The sequence below is a fragment of the Methylobacterium brachiatum genome (genome assembly GCF_900113845.1).
GTDB lineage: Bacteria > Pseudomonadota > Alphaproteobacteria > Rhizobiales > Beijerinckiaceae > Methylobacterium > Methylobacterium brachiatum.
The window spans coordinates 22378-39366 of sequence record NZ_FOQW01000017.1 but is presented as its reverse complement, the minus strand read 5'-3'; the positions used below and the strand labels follow the sequence as shown (position 1 = coordinate 39366).

The following is a 16989-nucleotide window of genomic DNA, read 5'->3' as shown; positions in this document are numbered from 1 at the left end:
GGGGCCGATGCCTCGTCGATCGCATCCGGAAAAGCCGGATTGGGGCCGAATGCAGGGTTTGGAAATTCTCAGGGCTCGGAGATTCCCATGAGAGCGGATGTCGATCGTCTGGCCGCCTTCGCCTTCGCGGCGGTCCTGCTGTTTGCCGCGGCGACGAATTACATGCCGGCCTTCAAGGATGCCGACGGGCGCGTCTTCGGGTTGTTCTACCTCGACGTCTACAAGGATGCGCTGCACGTCGCCTCGGGCCTCTGGGCGCTCGCCGCCGGGCTGTGGTCGCGCTCCGCGGCCGTGACCTTCCTGCGCGCCTTCGGGGCGATCTACCTGCTGGACGGGATCGTGGGCGTTCTCACCGGATCGAGCTTCCTCGACCTCTCGCTGTTCCTGAAGGGCTTCCAGGACAGCCCTCTGCTCTCGAACGGGCCGCATCTCGGCCTCGGCCTCGCCGGCGTGGCGCTCGGCTGGCGGCCGCGGCGCGGTCCAGCCAATGTTCCCGCGTGAGGAAGCCAGCATGCGCCGCCTGAAGCGTGTCGCCGTGTGGGCCGCCATCGGACTGGCCGGGCTCGCCCTCGCCTGCGCGATCCCTGTCGCGACGATCGAGGGGACCTGCGCGGTGTCCCCCGACCCCTCCTGGCAGGGCGGATCGCGCTTCGGGCTCGCCCCCGAGGGGTACAAGCGCGCGGCCGGCGACAGCTACCTCACCTTCCCCGAATGGAACATCGTCCACGCCTACGCGGACCTCGCCGGGGTCACGCAATCCGCCTCCGAATCCGCCTTCGACTACCTCTCCGCGATCTCGGGCTTCTGGACGAGCCTGTGCGGGACGACGCGGGCGGCCTCGCGGACCGGCGACGTCACTGCCGGGCAGAAGGCGACGAACTACATCATCGGCGTGAGCTTCACCGCCGAGATGGCGATCCAGGGGGCCTATGAGAGCAGCCTCGGGGCGCTCACGGCGTGGTGGCGCGGCCCCGAGCCCACGGCCGAGGATCGCTTCAACGCCCGGATGCTTGCCGAATACGCGGTGTTCCTGCGCCAGACGCCCTGGTTCCGCTACCCCTTCGACGCGGAACTCGCGCGGCTCTGGCGCGAGGTGCCCTTCGAGCCCTCGATCCGCGCGTTCGAGCGCCGCGCCGCGCTGTCCCTGCAATACGGGGTGAAATGGGCCTACGCGCAGGCGATCGGCTGGCTCGCCGGGATCGACCCGGCCGTGCTCACGATCCGCAGCGTGGTCGACGGGCTCGACGCGGGGGATGTCGCCGCCGACCCGCGCATCACGCCGCTCGGACCCGTCCCGACCGGCGACGGCGTCCCGGCCATCCTGATCGAGACGCCGCGCTACCGCGCCTTCACCGAGATCCTGCGGGGCCTGGGCGCGTGCAACCGCACCGTCCTGGAGATCGCCGGCAACCGGCGCATCCTGACGACCATTCTCCTGCCCGCGGGCACGGAGATCGCGATCGCAGGCGCCACCCCGCTCTTCGCGATGCCCATCCAGGCCCAGCCCGGCTGGCGGCGGGTCGGGCTCGACACCGAGGTGACGAGCCTCGTGAACCAGATCCGCTTCGTGGAGGCGCGCGGTGGCCGTTTCGAGCACGCCTACGATTACTGAGGGCCGGCCGGCCCGTCTGGTCCTGGCGATCGGCGCGGCTCTGGCCGGCTGGATCGGGGTGGGCGCCGTCGCCGCCCTGGCGGTCGAGCCCGAGAGCGTGGTCGCGCTCGGCGATCCCGCCCGCCTCGCCGATGCGGATGGCGGCGCCCTCGTCTCGATCGGACGCGCGTACCTCGTCACCCGGCCGGTCGCCCCCGGGGCGGTCCGGCGCCTCTACGCCGGCGGCGCCTGGCTCGTCCTGCCCGCCCCCGGCACCGGCTGCCTCGGCACCGGCCGCAACGCCTCCGCGAGCGGCCGCTGACCCCATCCGGGCCGATGCTTCGGACCGGGCTGGAAAAACGCAAAGGGGCCGGCGATCCGCCAACCCCTTGCGCTGTCGTTCTGAATGGATGGTACCACCGCCCCGGCTCGAACGGGGGACCCCCAGATCCACAATCTGATCTCCTTCATGTTCAGAGGTGGCCATTTGTGGTCTAAGTATTTGATTCGGCGATAGTACTTTCAGTACCGGGTTGCCATTGGCGGCCATTTGTGCCCAAGGTGCCGCTTACTACTCGCTTACCAGATCGGCCCAATGCGGTTCACCAAGCAGATTGTCGAAGCCCTCACGCTCCCGCCGGGCAAGCCCTACGGCCTATTCTGGGATGATGCGTTGAAAGGTTTCGGCGTGAAGGTCAGCGCCGGGGGAAGTCGACAGTATGTGGCGCAGTACCGGACCCCGGACGGGCGGACACCGCGCGTTACCATCGGCCGGGTGGACACGCTCGCCCTAGACGAGGCTCGTAGGAAAGCCCGTACCCTTCTTGCAAAGGCGCAAACTGGTAGCGACCCGCAGGCTGAGAAGGCCGAAGCCCAGCGGCAGGCTAGGATCACCCTCGGGTCGGTGACGGCAGCATACCTCACACAGGCAAGAGATCGGCTCAAGCCGCGGTCCTACCAGGAAGTTGAGCGCCACCTGATGAAGGCGTGGGCGCCGCTGGCGGGGATGCCGCTCAACGGGATCAAGCGGGCGGACGTGGCCGCTCGGCTCAACGTTATCGCAGAAACAGGCAAGGTGAACGCGAACCGCGCCCGCTCGGCGTTATCTGGTTTCTACTCATGGGCAATCGGTGAGGGTATCGCTGAGGGGAACCCAGTAGCCGGCACCAATAAGCCGGCGGACGAAAAGCCTCGTGAGCGTTTCCTAACACTGGAGGAAGTCCGCGCGGTTTGGAACGCGTGCCGCAGCGACGATCACGGTGTGATTGTACGGCTTCTACTGCTCACAGCTCAACGCCGGAACGAGGTTGGCGAGATAGCGGAGGCCGAGTTGGATCTGGACGCCGCTACGTGGACGCTTCCTGGTGCTCGCGCCAAGAACGGCCGGACGCATGAGGTTCCTCTATCCCCGCCGGCGGTTCAGTTGTTCAGGGACAAGCCGCGCCTTGCTGGGCGCACGTTGGTCTTCGGCCAGGGAGTGGGTGGCTTCTCCGGGTGGAGTAACAGCAAGGAGCGGCTTGACGCTCGCGTGAAAGCCGCTGGCGCCGCACTCGCGCCCTGGACTCTCCACGACCTTCGCCGGACCGCGACCACGCTGATGGCCGAGCATCTCGGCGTACAGCCACATGTCATTAGTGCCATCAAGAACCATACCCCGGAAGGCATGGCTCGCGTCTACAACTTAGCAACCTACCGAGCTGAGAAGCGAGAAGCCCTAAATCGGTGGGCCGACATGGTGGTCCAGCTCAGCTCGTAGACGCTTTGCGGAATGGCTCAGAACAAGAACATGCGCGGCCGTTAGCAGATGTGCAGCTTATGAATTTACTCGGTCCGCGGTCCCACCGACGCATAGGACCAAAAGATTTCATCGTTTCCGGGCCGGAACGCCGCCGGCCGGTTCGTGTCTCTCGTCAGACAAGCCGATCACGCCGACCGCTTGCGGCTGTCAATCGCTCCGGCCGCATGGGGCATGAACGATAAGGTGCGCTGGCCGAAGCGAGCCACCTGGCCATGTCCTCTTCAGGGCCCTCATCTCCGATCCGTATTAAGCCCGTTCTACCGCGGAAGCGCGAGTTTAGGCATTCAGGGAGCGTATTTCGCGAGTCCGTTCACACCAAAGTTATGGGTATGATGCTGCCCAGGCGTGGGTCGTCAACGCCCGCGCTATGCATCGGCGTCCAAAGCGGACCCAGGCTTCGTCCTCATGTAAATCATTGAGATTTCTTAGCTTTGGCGCTCAAAGGTGAGTGCCGGTTCGGCGCCGATTGGCGTGCAATAGGTGCCCACCTTAGCGGGAGAAAAATCCTTCGCATCAACCGTTTAGGTGTAGCGCGGGAGTGAGTCCGCTTTGGGCTCTGACTCACTTTCGGTGCAGGCGGTTTGATGGATCTCGGCTTCGGCCGTCGGAGATCCTGCCATGCTCCGCAGCCTTCATCTCGGTTCGGTTGTCTCGCCCGGCCTTATCGTCGATCACATCTAGTTAGGGGCGGACCTGACCATCACCGCTAGGCCGATCGCCGCCTCGGCCCGGTGTCCGTGCTGTGATGAGGTCTCGTCTCGGGTGCAAGCCGGTACACCCGCACCCTGTCGGATCAGCCGGTCGCCGGCAAGCGCGTCGTCATCACGATCGGCGTTCGCCGGTTCCGGTCATCGGAACAGAATGCGGGACGAAGGTCTTCGCCGAGCTGCTCGAACCGGATCTCGCCGCCGTCTACGCTCAGCGCACAGGAAGGTTGGACTGCATCGTCCATCATCTCGGCCTCGCGTTTGGTGGCAGGCCGGCAGCCAGCTTCGCCCGCCAGCTCGTGGTGCTGGCGAGCCGGGTCACGATGCTGTAGACCGTGCGGAGCCGGGCCCAGAGGCCGGTAGTGCCCTTGAACGCTGTCGGCACCGACGACTGGGCGTTCCGCCGCGGGCAACGCTACGGCACGCTGGTCTGCGGCTTGGAGCGGCGTCGCACCGTGGCCCTCCTGCCGGATTGCGAGAGCGGCACCGTCGAGGCGTAGCTTTCCGCCCATCCCGATATCGCCGTCCTCGCCCGTGACCGCGGCGGCTGCTACGGCGAGGCCGCGACGCGGACACTGCCGTAGGCGAGCTTCAGGTCGCCGACTGCTGGCACCTGATGGAGAACGCCAGCGCCGCCCTCCTCGCTGCCGTGCGCAAGTCGGTGGCCGCCATCCGCATCGCGCTGGGCGCCCCCACGATCGATGGCCGGCTGACCTGCGCTGAACGCCTGCAGTACGAAGGCTACCGTCAGCGAGTGGCGACCGCAGAGGCAATTCTGATGCTGTCGCGAAGGCATGCCGATCAGGCAGATCGTCCCCACGACCGGCCACAGCCGCAAGCTCGTGCGCAACGTGCTGCGCGCCCTGACCGACGACGTGTTCCGGGCGCACCAGAGCAGCTTAGAGGCGCACCTGCCCCAGCTTGATGCCGAGTGGGCGGCCGGTTTCCGCAACGGTGCCGTACTCCGGCGACGCCTGCGCGTGGCCGAGTTTACCGGCAGCCTCCGCATCATCGGGGAATGAACCACGCGCTGCGGGCGCAGTGAGCGGGGGCCTGAGGGAGCGCCCGGCAAGGTGCCCACTTCGCGTCTCCTTGCACGACTGATGATGGCCGAGCCGGACAGCTTCACCAAGGCCGAGGCTGTGATGATGGCGACGGTCGAAGCGGCGGTACCGGCGCTCGACGAAGCCCGCTCTATCTTATCCGGCTTCCACGCCATGATCCGCGAGCGGAGGCCGCCGGACCCTTGACGCCTGGATCGACACGGTCGCTTGCAGCCTACTTGCGTCCTTCGCGAGCGGATTGTCGAGCGACAGGGCGGCTGTCGCCGTAGCGTTGGTCGAGCCCTGGTCGAATGGCCAGACCGCGGGGCAGATCATCCGTCTCAAGCTCGTGAAGCGACAGATGTTCGGTCGGGCCAAGCTCGATTTGCTTAAAGCGCGGCTGATCGGCCTCAGCGGAGGCTGATAGCATCGAGTGTGCGCCAGCCCCCTCTCTGGACGCCGATCCACAGCCCGCGCGTAAGATGCCTAAGAAACGCGCGGAGCAAGACCCTTTTCAACCCTCAAAATCGAAGATTGCGCTTGCGCTTAGTTTGCGCAGATAGTTTGCAGTAGCGCAAATGCTTTTTCAGTTGCGTATTGTTTGCTGCGCAACTTTTGCGCTACTTAATATTTACTGTTGACTGATGTTCTGATCGATGTATGTACGGGGAGCCGATCGCATGATCACTCGCTGTCTTGTCTGCAAGTGCGCTTCCCAGCGAAATTGCCTCAATACTTTGTAGTGTCGTTGAACTACTGGGCAGAAAGGTTAAAACTTAGCTTTCCCATTCCTCTATTTAGGTCTGTGAGACACCATGAAACATATCAGTACAGTGCCAACGGCATACATCGAAGGCTACGACTCGTGTTCTTTCCAGCCGTCAGCCACGATGACCGCGCAGGAGCGATATTTTAGCCTCCTCGACAAGCAACAACAAATCAAAGCTGCTTTCGCTGAGCTTCTCGGCTATGGACCGCTGCACAATCTGAATTTTAAACAAGAATGCGTCTGTGAAGAAGCATTTGCAGAAGCAGTAGGGCGATGGATGGATAAAAAACACGACAATCCCGACATATTTCCGACCAACAATATCGAGATAATGGCAGAATAATATCGTAATAAATACACACTTACGGCTGACCAAATCGAGCATTTTCTACGAGGAATGATGGAATTTGCAATTAAATTTCGTGGCATTAGCGCGGAAGATTGCTCTCAGATCCGTACAATCGTCGAAGAGGCCGAAATCGTCATCGGGGTGCGCTTATCTCCAAAAAAAGCGGATCAGATCGAATGTATGCTAATCAAGGGCACTTATGATATTCGGGAAATTATGGCGGCTAGTCGATCCGACAGACGGCGGGTCATCGCAATCCGGTGCATATCGGACGAGCAATCCGAAGTGCTACATCAAATCGCATGCGAACAGAGCTGGGCCGCCGCTGCTAGTCTTTGACGCAGACGACTCGTGCTCCGTCGTGCGACACTGTATGGGCGGCGGATCCGGTTCTTGCGTCGGCCAGGTCTGCTGGTGAGATCTCCTACCGGCGTCGGTTGCGGCCTCCGCTAGACCATTGATTGCGTCCATAATCCTGCTGGCGGTCTTATAGACTGAGTCGCCAATCGAAGCGCGAGTGAGCAGCGCGACGTACGCGTGGCGCTGCCGATTTTCATTCACCTACTAAGCTGCTCTTAGACGCCTCAAAAAATCCGGTTCATTATTCGGAAACAGGGACACCCGTCGCGCGACGGGCCGATTTATGGTCTGGTCAAAAACATATATTCACAGCATAGGCTTAGTTGAAATCTGAATCAATGAAGAACAAGGCGAGCAACAACACAGCTGGCGGCGGGTGTGGTGACTTCTTCGTAGCCGAGGTCGCCGAGCGGGCTGGAACATGCAGTTTCGCCAGCAGGAATGAGACCGTCGCCTGCTTGGCCTTGGTCGGGCGCTCGCACTTACGTAATTGTACCTCGCCGCGATCGGCCGACGCACAATAGAGCGGCATACGGGAATTACCAGTAATCGCGCGAAGGTGGTCCTCGAAGGGCCGATGAATCCCACGTTCGTGATCCGTCGTGGCGGCGGCACCCACCCACTATACTGCCCGCCGACCGCCCGGAAGATTGACTAACTGTTCAATCCTGTAGCGTAGATATCTGAGAGCGAGCGCCAGGTCTTCGACATTGTCGGGTCCATGCGCGGGGTGGTCAGGAGTGTGGACGGCAATACTAAGGACAGTTGCTCGACTTGTATTCTCGCCGACGAAGGCCGGCGGAATCCGCGGTTTCTCAACCGGGAAATCCTCGACTGCGTGGTCGTAAATCAGACAACGGTGATCAAAAACGAAGCCCGCTTCTATTAGAGGCCGGCTGTAGCCCGAAGGATCAAGATGATGACTTTCGAATCCCTACCTCCGGAATTTTCGAGGCGCCGCTTACTCGGGACGAGGGACGCCGCAAAATTCATCGGTGTGAGCGAGAAAACGTTTCGTAGGATGAAGGAGCGCGGTCAGCTCCCGCAACATGTAACGCCTTCCAATCGCAAATTGGGGTGGATGATTGGCGACCTGTCCGACTTCGTCGGCTGCCGCGCTGCTGGCTTGTCCTGGCAAGAGTACAAGGCTGCGCAGGAAGGCAACGACATCCAGCGCTGACGTTGCCGCAAATCGGCTATGCAAGTTGATAATTTTGCTGGGAGTTGGGCCGAATGATCTCTTTTTACATTATGGTTGCGACCTGGAGGCTTTCCTCGACGCCGTCTCGCTTTCGGCCGCCACGAAGGATGCTCAGAAGGTCACACCGACGGCTCGGCCGCTCAAACCTAAGCCTGCCGAATCGTCTTGAGGCGTCACATAAAAAGGGCCCAATTTTTTATTCGGAAATAGGGGCACCCCCTGGGTAGCGTGCCCATTTTCCTAACCCCTAAAAGGCCCCTTTTCCGGGGTGAGCGGGATCGATCGCGACATGATGATGGGCAAGGCGGACGGGGGCGGCCGGATGGGGGAGCACGGCGGCTTCTTCGCGGTCCATCGGGCAATGTGGGGGATAGTCAGCCAGCAGGCGACCATGAACCAGGCGGTCGCCTACCTCGTCATGGCCCGCGGGTCGCACTTCGGCACTCGTCTCACTTCGTGGTCGGTAGACTCGATCGAGCGTTACACCGCCATCGGGCGCGGCCGCGTGAAGGAGGCCGTCTCGGGCCTAGTGGCGGCCGGGTTGATCGTCCGGAAGCGCGGAGGCACCCGCCCGCAACACTACCTGCCGCTCGCGGTCGAGTTCGAGCGGATGTATGCCCCGGGCAGCGAGCTGTCCGATGCTGAGCGCGCGATTTTCCAGAAGCTGAAGGCAGCCAAGGACGGCGTCGAACTGTCCGGCGATGAGGCTGCAGTGGGAGACGAACTGGACCGCCGCCGAGTGCTGGTGAAGTCAGAGGGGCACGGGTACTTCCTAGACCCGAACCTCGACCTGGCTCTGCCTGCGGATTGGATTTGGCTCCCGAACAGCATTGTCGACGGTGTCGAGGGCCGGGCGGGTCCGCTCGATCAAATTCGGCAGACGCAGGACAAGCTGGCGCTTCGGCTGTTCGTCGAGCTGTACTACTGGCAAAGCCTTGCTTCGAATGGCGGCCTGCACTGGCTTATGATTCGCGAGGAGTACAACCGGGCCCGGGTCGGGCAGCGCGGTATCTACGACGTCTGGGGCTTCCGCTCGACCGGCATCGTGATGTGGGCCACGGCCCCGTTCGTGCGGCCGCATCTAACCGGCGAGCACGAGATGGTCGAAGAGCCGGACGGCTCAACCTCTGAGATCGATACCGGCAACGCGAAGGTCTGGGCAGCACTGTGTAAGCTGACCCACCTCGGGCTGATTCAATTCGTCCCGCACCTGATCGACGCGGACACCGAGGAGGGCGAGGTGATCCATCCGTGCCCGGTCTCGAACGGAGTGCCGGAGGAGCGCGCGATCGCTGTGGCGGCCCGGGATGCGGCCCTCCGGCTGCTCACGGACGGCCAGGAGCGGTTCGCCGACAGCAAAGGGTACGAGCCGCTCATCCCCCTGCCCCGGCACTTGGAGAACGCCGTCTTGGTCGGGCTGCTGCGGCTCACACACCGCGCCCACACCGCGGCCACGGCGAAGTGGATGATGAACGCGGACGACTGGGCGCAGTGGGTGGTCGATTACAACCGGATCGGGGCCGACGCCTGATCCGGCCAAGGACGTGCAACATCGAAGGAATATCAACGGTGGATCAAAGAGACCTCCAAGGAGCATCAACGGGGGATCCAAGGGGTGTCAAAGGGGGATGGCTATATCCCGGTAGGAGCACATGGCCTCCTCCCTCTGGTCGGAGGCGGCCATCCAGGCCTGAAATTGCCGGAGGTCCTCACTGCGTCGGGATCGGCCGCGGCAGCCACGGACCGGGCATGATGCCGCCCAGGACACCTCGGCCCAGCCGCCGCCGGGATTCTGGCCTCCTCCGCGCTGCGCACCTGCCGGACGACATGCTGCCGGCCGGACCGCATCTCGATCACGATCTCAGCCACACTGGTGATGGTGCTCACGCCGAATTCGTAGGACCACAGCCAGTAGGGGCTCTTTCGGCGCTTGTCGCGGTCGGCCAGATCGACGGCTTCGCGTAGGACCAGCCGGAGTCGGCACTTGCCGTCGAGCTGATCCTGGACCATCTGCCGGATCGTCTCGCCCGCGGCAACGTAAGCGTCCCCACCGAAGGTGGCCGGGTGGATGCGCGGGTGGTAGTCGCCTGTCGCCACCTCCGCCACAGCGCAAGCGTGAGAGCCGAGACCGTCATCCGTCGACCGGAAAGCTTATGATGATGGCGGACATGACCATGCTCGCCGGGCACCAGCACCAAGCCAAGATCCACATCGCTGTCCGGCCGCGCCGTCTCCTTCGAGCGGCTGCCGAACAGCCACACCTCGGCAACCTCGGGCTTGCCGGCTGCCTATGCAGCGAGGGCTGGGAGCCATGCCGTCTCCACGTGGAGGCCGAGCACCTCCAACCCGGGATCCATGAACGACGACAGCGACCCCGCCAAGATGCACCGGGAAGCCGACCAGCCATCCGTCCTACCCGTTCGGCGGGCGAAATTTCTGCACGAAGCCGACGATGTCGATCCCGGCCAAGTAGAGGATGACGGCAACCAGGATGAGGATGAGGGTATAGACGCCGTTTGCGATCACAGAGGTGCGAATGGCCTGGCCTGTCGTGCCTCGGAGGGCGTCCTCACGAATGGCAGGCGCGGCCGCCGCGACCGCGGTGTTCGCGAAGCCGGCGAGCGAGCTGTCTGCCTGATCCTGCAGGCCCTCGAGACGGGAGGGTGTCCAGGTCCTTGCATAGGCGTTCAGCTCGTCGTCGGTCGGCTTGCGCCCTTCTGTCTCCCAAATCCCCTTCGCCCATTCCCGCTTCGCGACCTTGTAGAGGCCGTACGCGATCAAGCCTCTAATATCCTCCTTGGCGTCTGGCTCGGGAGCGAGGCGGTCGAGAATCGGGTTGTAGTTCGGCGGCTCGGTTGGCACCGCGGGGTCAACGCCGCTTTTCATCAGAGGACGGCGTGACGGTGGAGGAGCTCGCCTCACGCAAGGCGGCGTTGGCAGATTTCACGGCCTTGTCGAACACGCCGCGATCCATGGTGCTCGCTTGGCCGAGCCCAGGCACGGTCACCGTCGTGAACACGCCCGTGGCGTTGTTCCGACCGAGCGCCTTGCCGGCGAAGATGCGGCCCCCCTTCTTGTCACCAAACATCGGACTCCTCCTGCCCTTCCGAACATAGGCCGATTCCCGTCGAAATTCATCCCTTTCCACTCTCAAGGGCCGCGAGCCGTTCGCGCAATTCCTCGGCCATCCGCCACGCCACCGGGCCGGCGTGGCTGAAGGCGCTGGCACACAGCTCCTCTGCGATGAGGTGACGCTCTAGACCGGCCGAGATGATGCGGTCCACTAGGAGAATCGCCTCGGTCTCGGCCGCCGTGAAGTCGCGCACGCCTGTCCTCTGAAGCGCGCGGGCAATCGCAAAGAGGGAGGCCGGAACCTTGTCGAGGTCGCCGATGCCTTCAGGTGCGATGGTGGCGAACCCGAGCATGCCGGCCCGCAGGCCTTCACCGATCATCTCGACGGCCATCAAAGGTCCAGCGCTGAGGCCGCCCTGCGGGATGAGGTTGCTCGCATGTTCACTGGCGCGGCGCGCGTAGAGCCACAGCCGCTGCGCGAGATCCTCGTCGATGCTTGCCATGTAACCCTCCGCTCGCACGCCGACGAAAGGTAAGGACGACTGTGCAAGGCTGTCACCTGCCCAACAGCACGACAGAGGCCGAGTGGGACAAAGCGTTTGGCAGGTGTTGCGAAGGAAACTCAGCCGCAGGAATCGATGATGCCGCAACAGGGGCCACCCCGCGCGTCGCATCCTGGCCTCAGTGTTCGTGAACGGCATGTCTCGACAGCACCCCGCCCGTTTGCCGATGACCTGCTGCCGATGGCGCAGTGGGAGGTGGTAAGGGTGGGATTGGGGATCGCGCCAGCGGGGAACACACGCGGGGTGGAGCTTAAGGCTGGGATTAGACGCCTGCGACGCTTGCTCGACGACGCGTGCGCTGAATGGCGGATGACGTCCCAGCCGCAAGCGCAGGGCACGAGCGCGAGATCGCAGACACCCGCGCGGCCCTGACGCTCGTCGTACACGTATACAGTCGAAGCGCCTGCAGCCTTCCGAAGTGGGCTCCGGCACCAGAACGAGCTGGCTTCGGCTCGGGATTTGGCAGGCAGCTGGCGTCTGGGCTGCCCTGCACCGGGTGATGCTCGAACAGCTTCAGGATACCGATGCGCTCGACTGGTCACGCGCAGCTCTCAAGAGTACCAGCTTGGCTGCAATAAAGTGCACGGCAATGGTGCGCGTCGACAGGGCGGTCTCGAACCTTGTACGATCATCGAATCCTGAACCATTTCGGCAGCTCAGCCAGCTGCGCTAGGTCAAGCTCCAGCTTCACCTTATTCGCAAGTTCGACTCCTAGCGTGAAGGCACCCCAGGCATAGATGTGAAGCCTGGCGATGCCACCGGTGGCGAACAGGCGCTGCGTGGACGGATTGAATGTCGGATGGAGGTAGAACGTCACCGGTCCGCGCACCGCCCTGCCTTCGACGAGTATGTTTAAGCCCAGGAAGTCCATGCCTTCCCGCTGGTCGAACGACTCCAGGCGCACGCTGGCGTGGCCAGTCACCGGAGAACCTCCGAACCGTCCCTTGTGAGGATCGGTTTTCCATACGTCCTGGCTGGACGCGGAGAGCCTCTTCACGGCTTCGCCCACTTCGAAGGCCGCAGTTACCAGGGCAGGACCGAGGGCGGAGGCCGGTATCGCGAGGGAGGCAGCCAGATGGCCGACGAACTTGTCCACAATGCCGGGTTGTCTCCCCGCCTCACCGGTCGCGAGGACAGCGCGTACGATCCTGTCGCTCGACGGGGAGAGTGTTCCCAGGTCCAACCTCGATGTTTGGGTCGGCGAGGAGCCCACGATTGTGAGCCCGCCGTCGATCGCGGACGCGAGCAATCCCGTCACGCTGCCGAGCGCTGCGCCTAGCTCGGCGGAAATGGCCGAATGCACGCCCGTGGACGCGTGGACCGGAACACGTCTGCCGAGGACGAACCATGGGCTTGCGCTCGGTTCAGCTTGTTCGGCGCGCCTGACCAGGTCGGGATGGACCATATACTCACCACCCGCCGCCGTGCTCGCCGCCGATGCCCAACGCCAGGAGATCTCGAGCGTGGGGGGAAGGAACACCGCCAGTGGGCGCGCGTCCTGGTGCGACGGCCGAAGCCTGTTTAGAAGGCATCGGACATCTGACCAGGCGTCGTAGGGCCGAAGCCTTTCCCCGAGGGCTTCAGCAACCTCCAGTGTTTCCGGCGACTCCATGGACGAGCCATTGAGCGCGGCCGCGAGGCGTTCGAGCGGCTGGCCCGTCGAAGCGAGCGCGGCCGTCGCGCCGTAAAGCTCCAAAAAAGGGTTGTCGGTAGTCCGCGCGAGTTCCTCCACTAGCCCCGGATCCATCCCGCGCGCCCGTGTACGCAGGCGGTGCAGCAGCATCTCGGCGAGGTAGACATCTCCGGCGAGTTCCCTCCGGGACCCACGCGATCGAACCGACGTGATCACGGTCCGACTCGGATCAAAGCCGCTGGCGGTCCAGATTCGTGGCTCGACCGACCCGTCAGCCACCGCAGCAGTACTGCCGAATCTGAGCACGACCACCGTGATCCGGCCCTCGGCGAGGTAGACGGCTTGACGAACGATCCGGCGGTCGAATGTGCGGAAGGCGAGCGAATAGGTGCCCGGAGCCAGGGAGTGCCCGAAGAACAGTGTGCTTCCCCGGCCCAGCGTTAGAGGCCGCCCTAGTGCCGCGACTTTGCCGTATCGGAAGCCGAAGCGACCGCCGACGATTCGAAGCATCCGGGGTCGGAGTGAGCGCGGGAAGCCATTGCGAACCGGCCCGACCACGAGCACCGCGATGCCGGCTCGCGTCTCGGAGACATCGCCCGGCATCAGAGCGGCCTGCGTCTCGTCGAGCAGGGCCTCGTCAAGGCCATCCCCGTACTGAAATTCAGTCCCGAGCTCGACCTTCTCTCCGCTGCGGACCCTCACAATCCGCTGCTGGCTGCGCCCCGAGGCGCTCGTCCTGACCGTATAAACGCCGTCGTCGAGATCGGTCGAAAGGCGGGTGACTCCGTTCGCCACTTCCCGGAATGCGCCGTTCGCGATCGAGATCTCCATTCCAATCGGCGCTTCCACCCGGAGGGTGCCCTTCTTTCCAGAATCTTCAGATTTGGACATGGGTGGCTCCCGGGCCGAAATGCGCGAATGCGCAAACCTGAGCCCCGCTTGCGGTCTCAAGTATGTAGGCCCCTGGTTCCAGCTGGATGCGGGTCGTTCCGATCTGATTCGAGATCGGAATCCGCGCATTCCGCTCCCCGCCGATCAGCATCAGCCCTTCGTTCGGCTGGGCGACGATCTGTATCACGACATCGGGCAGTGCGACGCTTCGCTCGCCCTGTGCCAATACGAGCTTCCGCGGCCTGGGGCGCTCGTCGATGTCCGGGTACTGCTCAAGCGGCGCGACCAGCGCGCCGATCGCTCCTCCGATGAAATCCTCCAGATCCCGCGCCGTGAGCCGACCACCCACTCTGTGGCCGGACAGGGCATTGACGAGCAGCATCGAGAATGCGCCACGCGAAGGATTGCCGTGGGGGACCTCGTAAGCCACCATCCGCTCCTGGGCGGCGCGGCCAACGCAGAGGACCTGGTTGTGTCCAGGATCCGCGAGGCGGTTCCAGGGCGGTGCCGGACGGGCGACGCTCAGCCGAGCGTCCTCACGACATGCGTCGATAAAGATCACGATCTCTGGTGGGCCCGCGACCTTCAGCATGCGTGCCATGTCGTCGCAAGGTACGAGACCGTCCGCCGCCACCCGTGGATCGAAGTTGCCGGCGACGAAGCAGTTCTGGGGCGGCTCCTCATAGCCCAGCTGCATCGTCTGGAAGCCGTGCCCGGCAAGGAAGACGTAGAGCCTCGTAGCCCCGGCGTTGCGCGCGTTGACGGCGACCATGAAGATCCCCCTGCAGATGTCCTGCGTTGTCGGGGGACGCGTGAAATCGACGATCGTCAGAGGCCAAGGCGTCGGCTTCTTCGCGAGATCGACAGCGCTCTGTGGTGCCGTGGGCGCGGGGCAGGTCCAGAAGTATAGGTTCTCGGGTGCCACCGCGCCGCCCTGGGGATCAGCCACCCAGTCGGCGAAGGCGGCCGCGTCCGCGACTGCCCCCCGAAGGGTCCTGAGTTTGGAATCCGGAGGATACTGGTCGATGCCCACGACGAAGGCCCACGCGGTCACGGTCGCGGCTCCTTCAAGAAGTGCACGATGCTGGCCAGTGTCAGCGTTTCGTTGTCGAAGTCGCCGTGCGAGACGGCAACGCAGGCGAGCCCCTGCTCTCCTTCTGATCTGGAGAGCACGCAACGCCCCCTTCCGTCCGACAGAAACCGCTGCACCGCGCCGAGCGCCGCGCCTTCGCCTGCATCGGCGAGCCAACTACTGGATGCGTCGAGGAACCTTTCCATGCCGACTAGGGGCGCGTCCGCCAATCCGTCGGGTCCTTTCTCCTCGAATAGTCCCGAGACTAGGTACAGGAGCGAAGAAGGATAGACGAAGCCAAATCCTTTTCCGAGCAACACGTCCGCTCTTTCCAAATCGTCCCGCATCAGGAACGCTCGGAAGCTCGCGATCCGAGACTCGGAGAGTTTCAGGGCTTCCGCAAACTTTGGGGTGCGAACAGCCGCCGCCAGAAAAACGAGGTCGACGGACAAGGATATTTCCCGCTCTGCCAGATGTATGAGAAACTCGCTGGCGAGAATGGCACCGGCGCTGTGCGCGACGATCATCACACGCGTGCCGGGGGCGGCGGCGAGAGCCTGCGCGAATTCGGCGCCGAAGCCGCCAGCGGCAAAATGCTCGCGGGCGTCGCCCTTCATCATGCCCCAAACGACCGAGCCGATCAGATCGCCGTACAGCTCCCTGGCGATCTCCTCAGCGACTGTGGCGTGGAGACCGTGATCGCGTCCGTTCCGATATCGCCCCAGGACCCTTCTTCCGATGCTCACCCCGTGCTTCACCAAGCGGCGGCCGATCTCCGCCGCCGTGAACGAGCGTGCGGCACCCTGGGGCGCGGTCGAGAGCTCGGCCCGCACCCGCCCGTCGAGCCTCCTCAGCGAAGCGGCCCCAACGGCCGCGTCTCCAACGGACGCCGTGCGGGCGGTGTCCGTGGAGGCGGCTCGCAAGCCTGCCTCAATGTCGCTGGCGACCTCGTCCAGCTCTGAGTCCGCGCGAAGCTCGAGCTCCAGATCGTCGTCAGCGTAGGGCTCGATTTCGACGGAACGGGCTCCGGCGGCTAGGCTAGAGGTCGCTTGGTCCACGTCCGCGAACGGCGCGTCGGACCCGCCGTACAGGCGTGCCTCGACCTCTGCGGGCGTCAGCCTCCGGGGTGAGCCCCGCCCTCGTCCTTCGGGGTCGATAGACTCGATGCGCCCGCTGACGAAGCTGATCAGCCGCTTGATCAGAACGCGGTAGAGCCGGTCGTTCCGGGCGAGGTCCGTCCAATTCTGCCGGAGCGTCTCGAAGGCGCCGGTCCGCCAGACGACGTAGACCTGCTCCCAGCTCTCTGGTGCGTTGTAGGCCTCCGGGCCGGTCTTCGACAGCCGTTCCGCGACGACCTCGGCCGCAGCCTGGTCGACGAGCCCCCCGTGCAGGTGAATTAATACGGGGGGCCTCCCGCGCACGAGGCGGTCCGATAGTGCATCGAAGGCCTCTTGATCCTGCGAATCGAGCACGCCCCCCCGCGTGCGGAGTACCGTCACCGGCATATCCACGCCCCTGGTGCCAAGTCTGCGGCTGCTAGTTGCCGCCGGACCGCCTCAACCTACCCGTCTTCCGTCGCGCTGCTGGCAGGACGAGCCCATCTTCCATATCCGTAGACCGGATCGAGAAGGTGGCTTTCTCGACCGTCCTTCGTTCGGCGAAGGGCCGACAGCCACAACTAGGTGCAGGTTGGGTAACCCACCCCCCTGCCATAGGTGAAGCCGTGGAGATCGCCCACGGAAGGGTCGATCTGGTGGAAAGTCAGGAATTCACCGATGAAGTCGCGGGCAGCTTCCGTACTCACCACGAAAAGCGCGTCTTCCCGATCCTTGCATTGCGCGATGAATTCCGCGTCCTTTCCGGCGTCGAGGATCGCCTTCGCGATCTTCATCACCTCAGCCAACGAGCGTACGTTCTTGTCTTTGACCATGAAGACCTCC

The 16989-nt window shown here is 63.9% G+C and carries 15 protein-coding genes and 3 pseudogenes; 9 read left to right on the top strand and 9 right to left on the bottom strand.

All coding sequences use genetic code 11. The features are described 5' to 3' along the window. The first annotated feature begins 87 nt into the window (after window positions 1-87). From BMZ47_RS21135 to BMZ47_RS28180, 6 genes and pseudogenes are all read left to right on the top strand, one after another. On the top strand, window positions 88-501 hold the full coding sequence (locus BMZ47_RS21135) for a DUF4383 domain-containing protein (protein WP_091864089.1): 414 nt from the start codon (window positions 88-90) through the stop codon (window positions 499-501). Window positions 502-511: 10 nt separating this feature from the next. Further along, window positions 512-1612 carry a hypothetical protein gene (locus tag BMZ47_RS21130; RefSeq protein WP_091864088.1) on the top strand — a complete coding sequence of 367 codons (1101 nt, stop codon included), beginning with the start codon at window positions 512-514 and terminating at the stop codon, window positions 1610-1612. Then, window positions 1581-1913 carry a hypothetical protein gene (locus BMZ47_RS21125; RefSeq protein WP_091864087.1) on the top strand — a complete coding sequence of 111 codons (333 nt, stop codon included), beginning with the start codon at window positions 1581-1583 and terminating at the stop codon, window positions 1911-1913. The genes BMZ47_RS21130 and BMZ47_RS21125 overlap by 32 nt, the downstream gene beginning before the upstream one ends. A gap of 273 nt (window positions 1914-2186) precedes the next feature. Then, entirely contained in the window at window positions 2187-3347 is a 1161-nt protein-coding gene (locus tag BMZ47_RS21120) for a tyrosine-type recombinase/integrase (RefSeq protein ID WP_091864086.1), read from the top strand. A 660-nt stretch (window positions 3348-4007) separates the two neighbouring features. Then, window positions 4008-5563 (top strand): annotated as a pseudogene (locus BMZ47_RS21115) (ISL3 family transposase). A 391-nt stretch (window positions 5564-5954) separates the two neighbouring features. Further along, window positions 5955-6251, top strand: a complete 297-nt coding sequence (locus tag BMZ47_RS28180; protein ID WP_139221037.1) for a hypothetical protein — start codon at window positions 5955-5957, stop codon at window positions 6249-6251. A 685-nt stretch (window positions 6252-6936) separates the two neighbouring features. Here BMZ47_RS28180 and BMZ47_RS28175 read toward each other — a convergent pair. After that, window positions 6937-7236 (bottom strand): hypothetical protein, encoded by a 300-nt coding sequence (locus BMZ47_RS28175; protein WP_139221036.1) that lies wholly within the window; start codon window positions 7234-7236, stop codon window positions 6937-6939. 300 nt (window positions 7237-7536) lie between these two features. Here BMZ47_RS28175 and BMZ47_RS21110 point away from each other — a divergent pair, with 300 nt between their 5' ends. Then, window positions 7537-7797 (top strand): helix-turn-helix transcriptional regulator, encoded by a 261-nt coding sequence (locus BMZ47_RS21110; protein WP_139221035.1) that lies wholly within the window; start codon window positions 7537-7539, stop codon window positions 7795-7797. Window positions 7798-8107: 310 nt separating this feature from the next. Then, window positions 8108-9349, top strand: coding sequence for a hypothetical protein (locus BMZ47_RS21105; protein WP_091864084.1), 1242 nt, complete (start codon window positions 8108-8110; stop codon window positions 9347-9349). Between the two features lie 352 nt (window positions 9350-9701). On the opposite strand, the pseudogene BMZ47_RS29335 reads toward BMZ47_RS21105, so the two are convergent. From BMZ47_RS29335 to BMZ47_RS21085, 4 genes and pseudogenes are all read right to left on the bottom strand, one after another. Beyond that, window positions 9702-10085, bottom strand: a pseudogene (locus tag BMZ47_RS29335) (nucleotidyltransferase domain-containing protein); the annotation flags it as partial. A gap of 145 nt (window positions 10086-10230) precedes the next feature. Then, the gene (locus BMZ47_RS21095; protein ID WP_244536895.1) at window positions 10231-10599 is read right to left on the bottom strand and encodes a hypothetical protein; all 369 of its coding nucleotides are present in this window, start codon (window positions 10597-10599) and stop codon (window positions 10231-10233) included. Between the two features lie 88 nt (window positions 10600-10687). Beyond that, window positions 10688-10906, bottom strand: coding sequence for a hypothetical protein (locus BMZ47_RS21090; RefSeq protein WP_091864081.1), 219 nt, complete (start codon window positions 10904-10906; stop codon window positions 10688-10690). A 46-nt stretch (window positions 10907-10952) separates the two neighbouring features. Continuing rightward, window positions 10953-11393 carry a hypothetical protein gene (locus BMZ47_RS21085; RefSeq protein WP_091864080.1) on the bottom strand — a complete coding sequence of 147 codons (441 nt, stop codon included), beginning with the start codon at window positions 11391-11393 and terminating at the stop codon, window positions 10953-10955. Window positions 11394-11784: 391 nt separating this feature from the next. Here BMZ47_RS21085 and BMZ47_RS21080 point away from each other — a divergent pair. Further along, window positions 11785-12033, top strand: a pseudogene (locus BMZ47_RS21080) (IS5/IS1182 family transposase); the annotation flags it as partial. 48 nt (window positions 12034-12081) lie between these two features. On the opposite strand, the gene BMZ47_RS21075 reads toward BMZ47_RS21080, so the two are convergent. The 4 genes from BMZ47_RS21075 to BMZ47_RS21065 all read right to left on the bottom strand — a co-directional run bounded on the left by BMZ47_RS21075 (window position 12082) and on the right by BMZ47_RS21065 (window position 16979). Next, window positions 12082-13977: a pYEATS domain-containing protein gene (locus BMZ47_RS21075; protein ID WP_139221034.1), complete on the bottom strand. Its 1896-nt coding sequence runs from the start codon at window positions 13975-13977 to the stop codon at window positions 12082-12084. Next, window positions 13964-15031 carry a caspase family protein gene (locus tag BMZ47_RS21070; RefSeq protein ID WP_167369078.1) on the bottom strand — a complete coding sequence of 356 codons (1068 nt, stop codon included), beginning with the start codon at window positions 15029-15031 and terminating at the stop codon, window positions 13964-13966. Before BMZ47_RS21070 ends, BMZ47_RS21075 begins: the two co-directional genes overlap by 14 nt. Continuing rightward, window positions 15028-16548: a hypothetical protein gene (locus BMZ47_RS28660; protein WP_167369077.1), complete on the bottom strand. Its 1521-nt coding sequence runs from the start codon at window positions 16546-16548 to the stop codon at window positions 15028-15030. Before BMZ47_RS28660 ends, BMZ47_RS21070 begins: the two co-directional genes overlap by 4 nt. 179 nt (window positions 16549-16727) lie before the next feature. Further along, complete coding sequence (locus BMZ47_RS21065; RefSeq protein WP_139221033.1) at window positions 16728-16979, bottom strand: hypothetical protein; 252 nt, start codon at window positions 16977-16979, stop codon at window positions 16728-16730. Window positions 16980-16989: the final 10 nt, after the last annotated feature.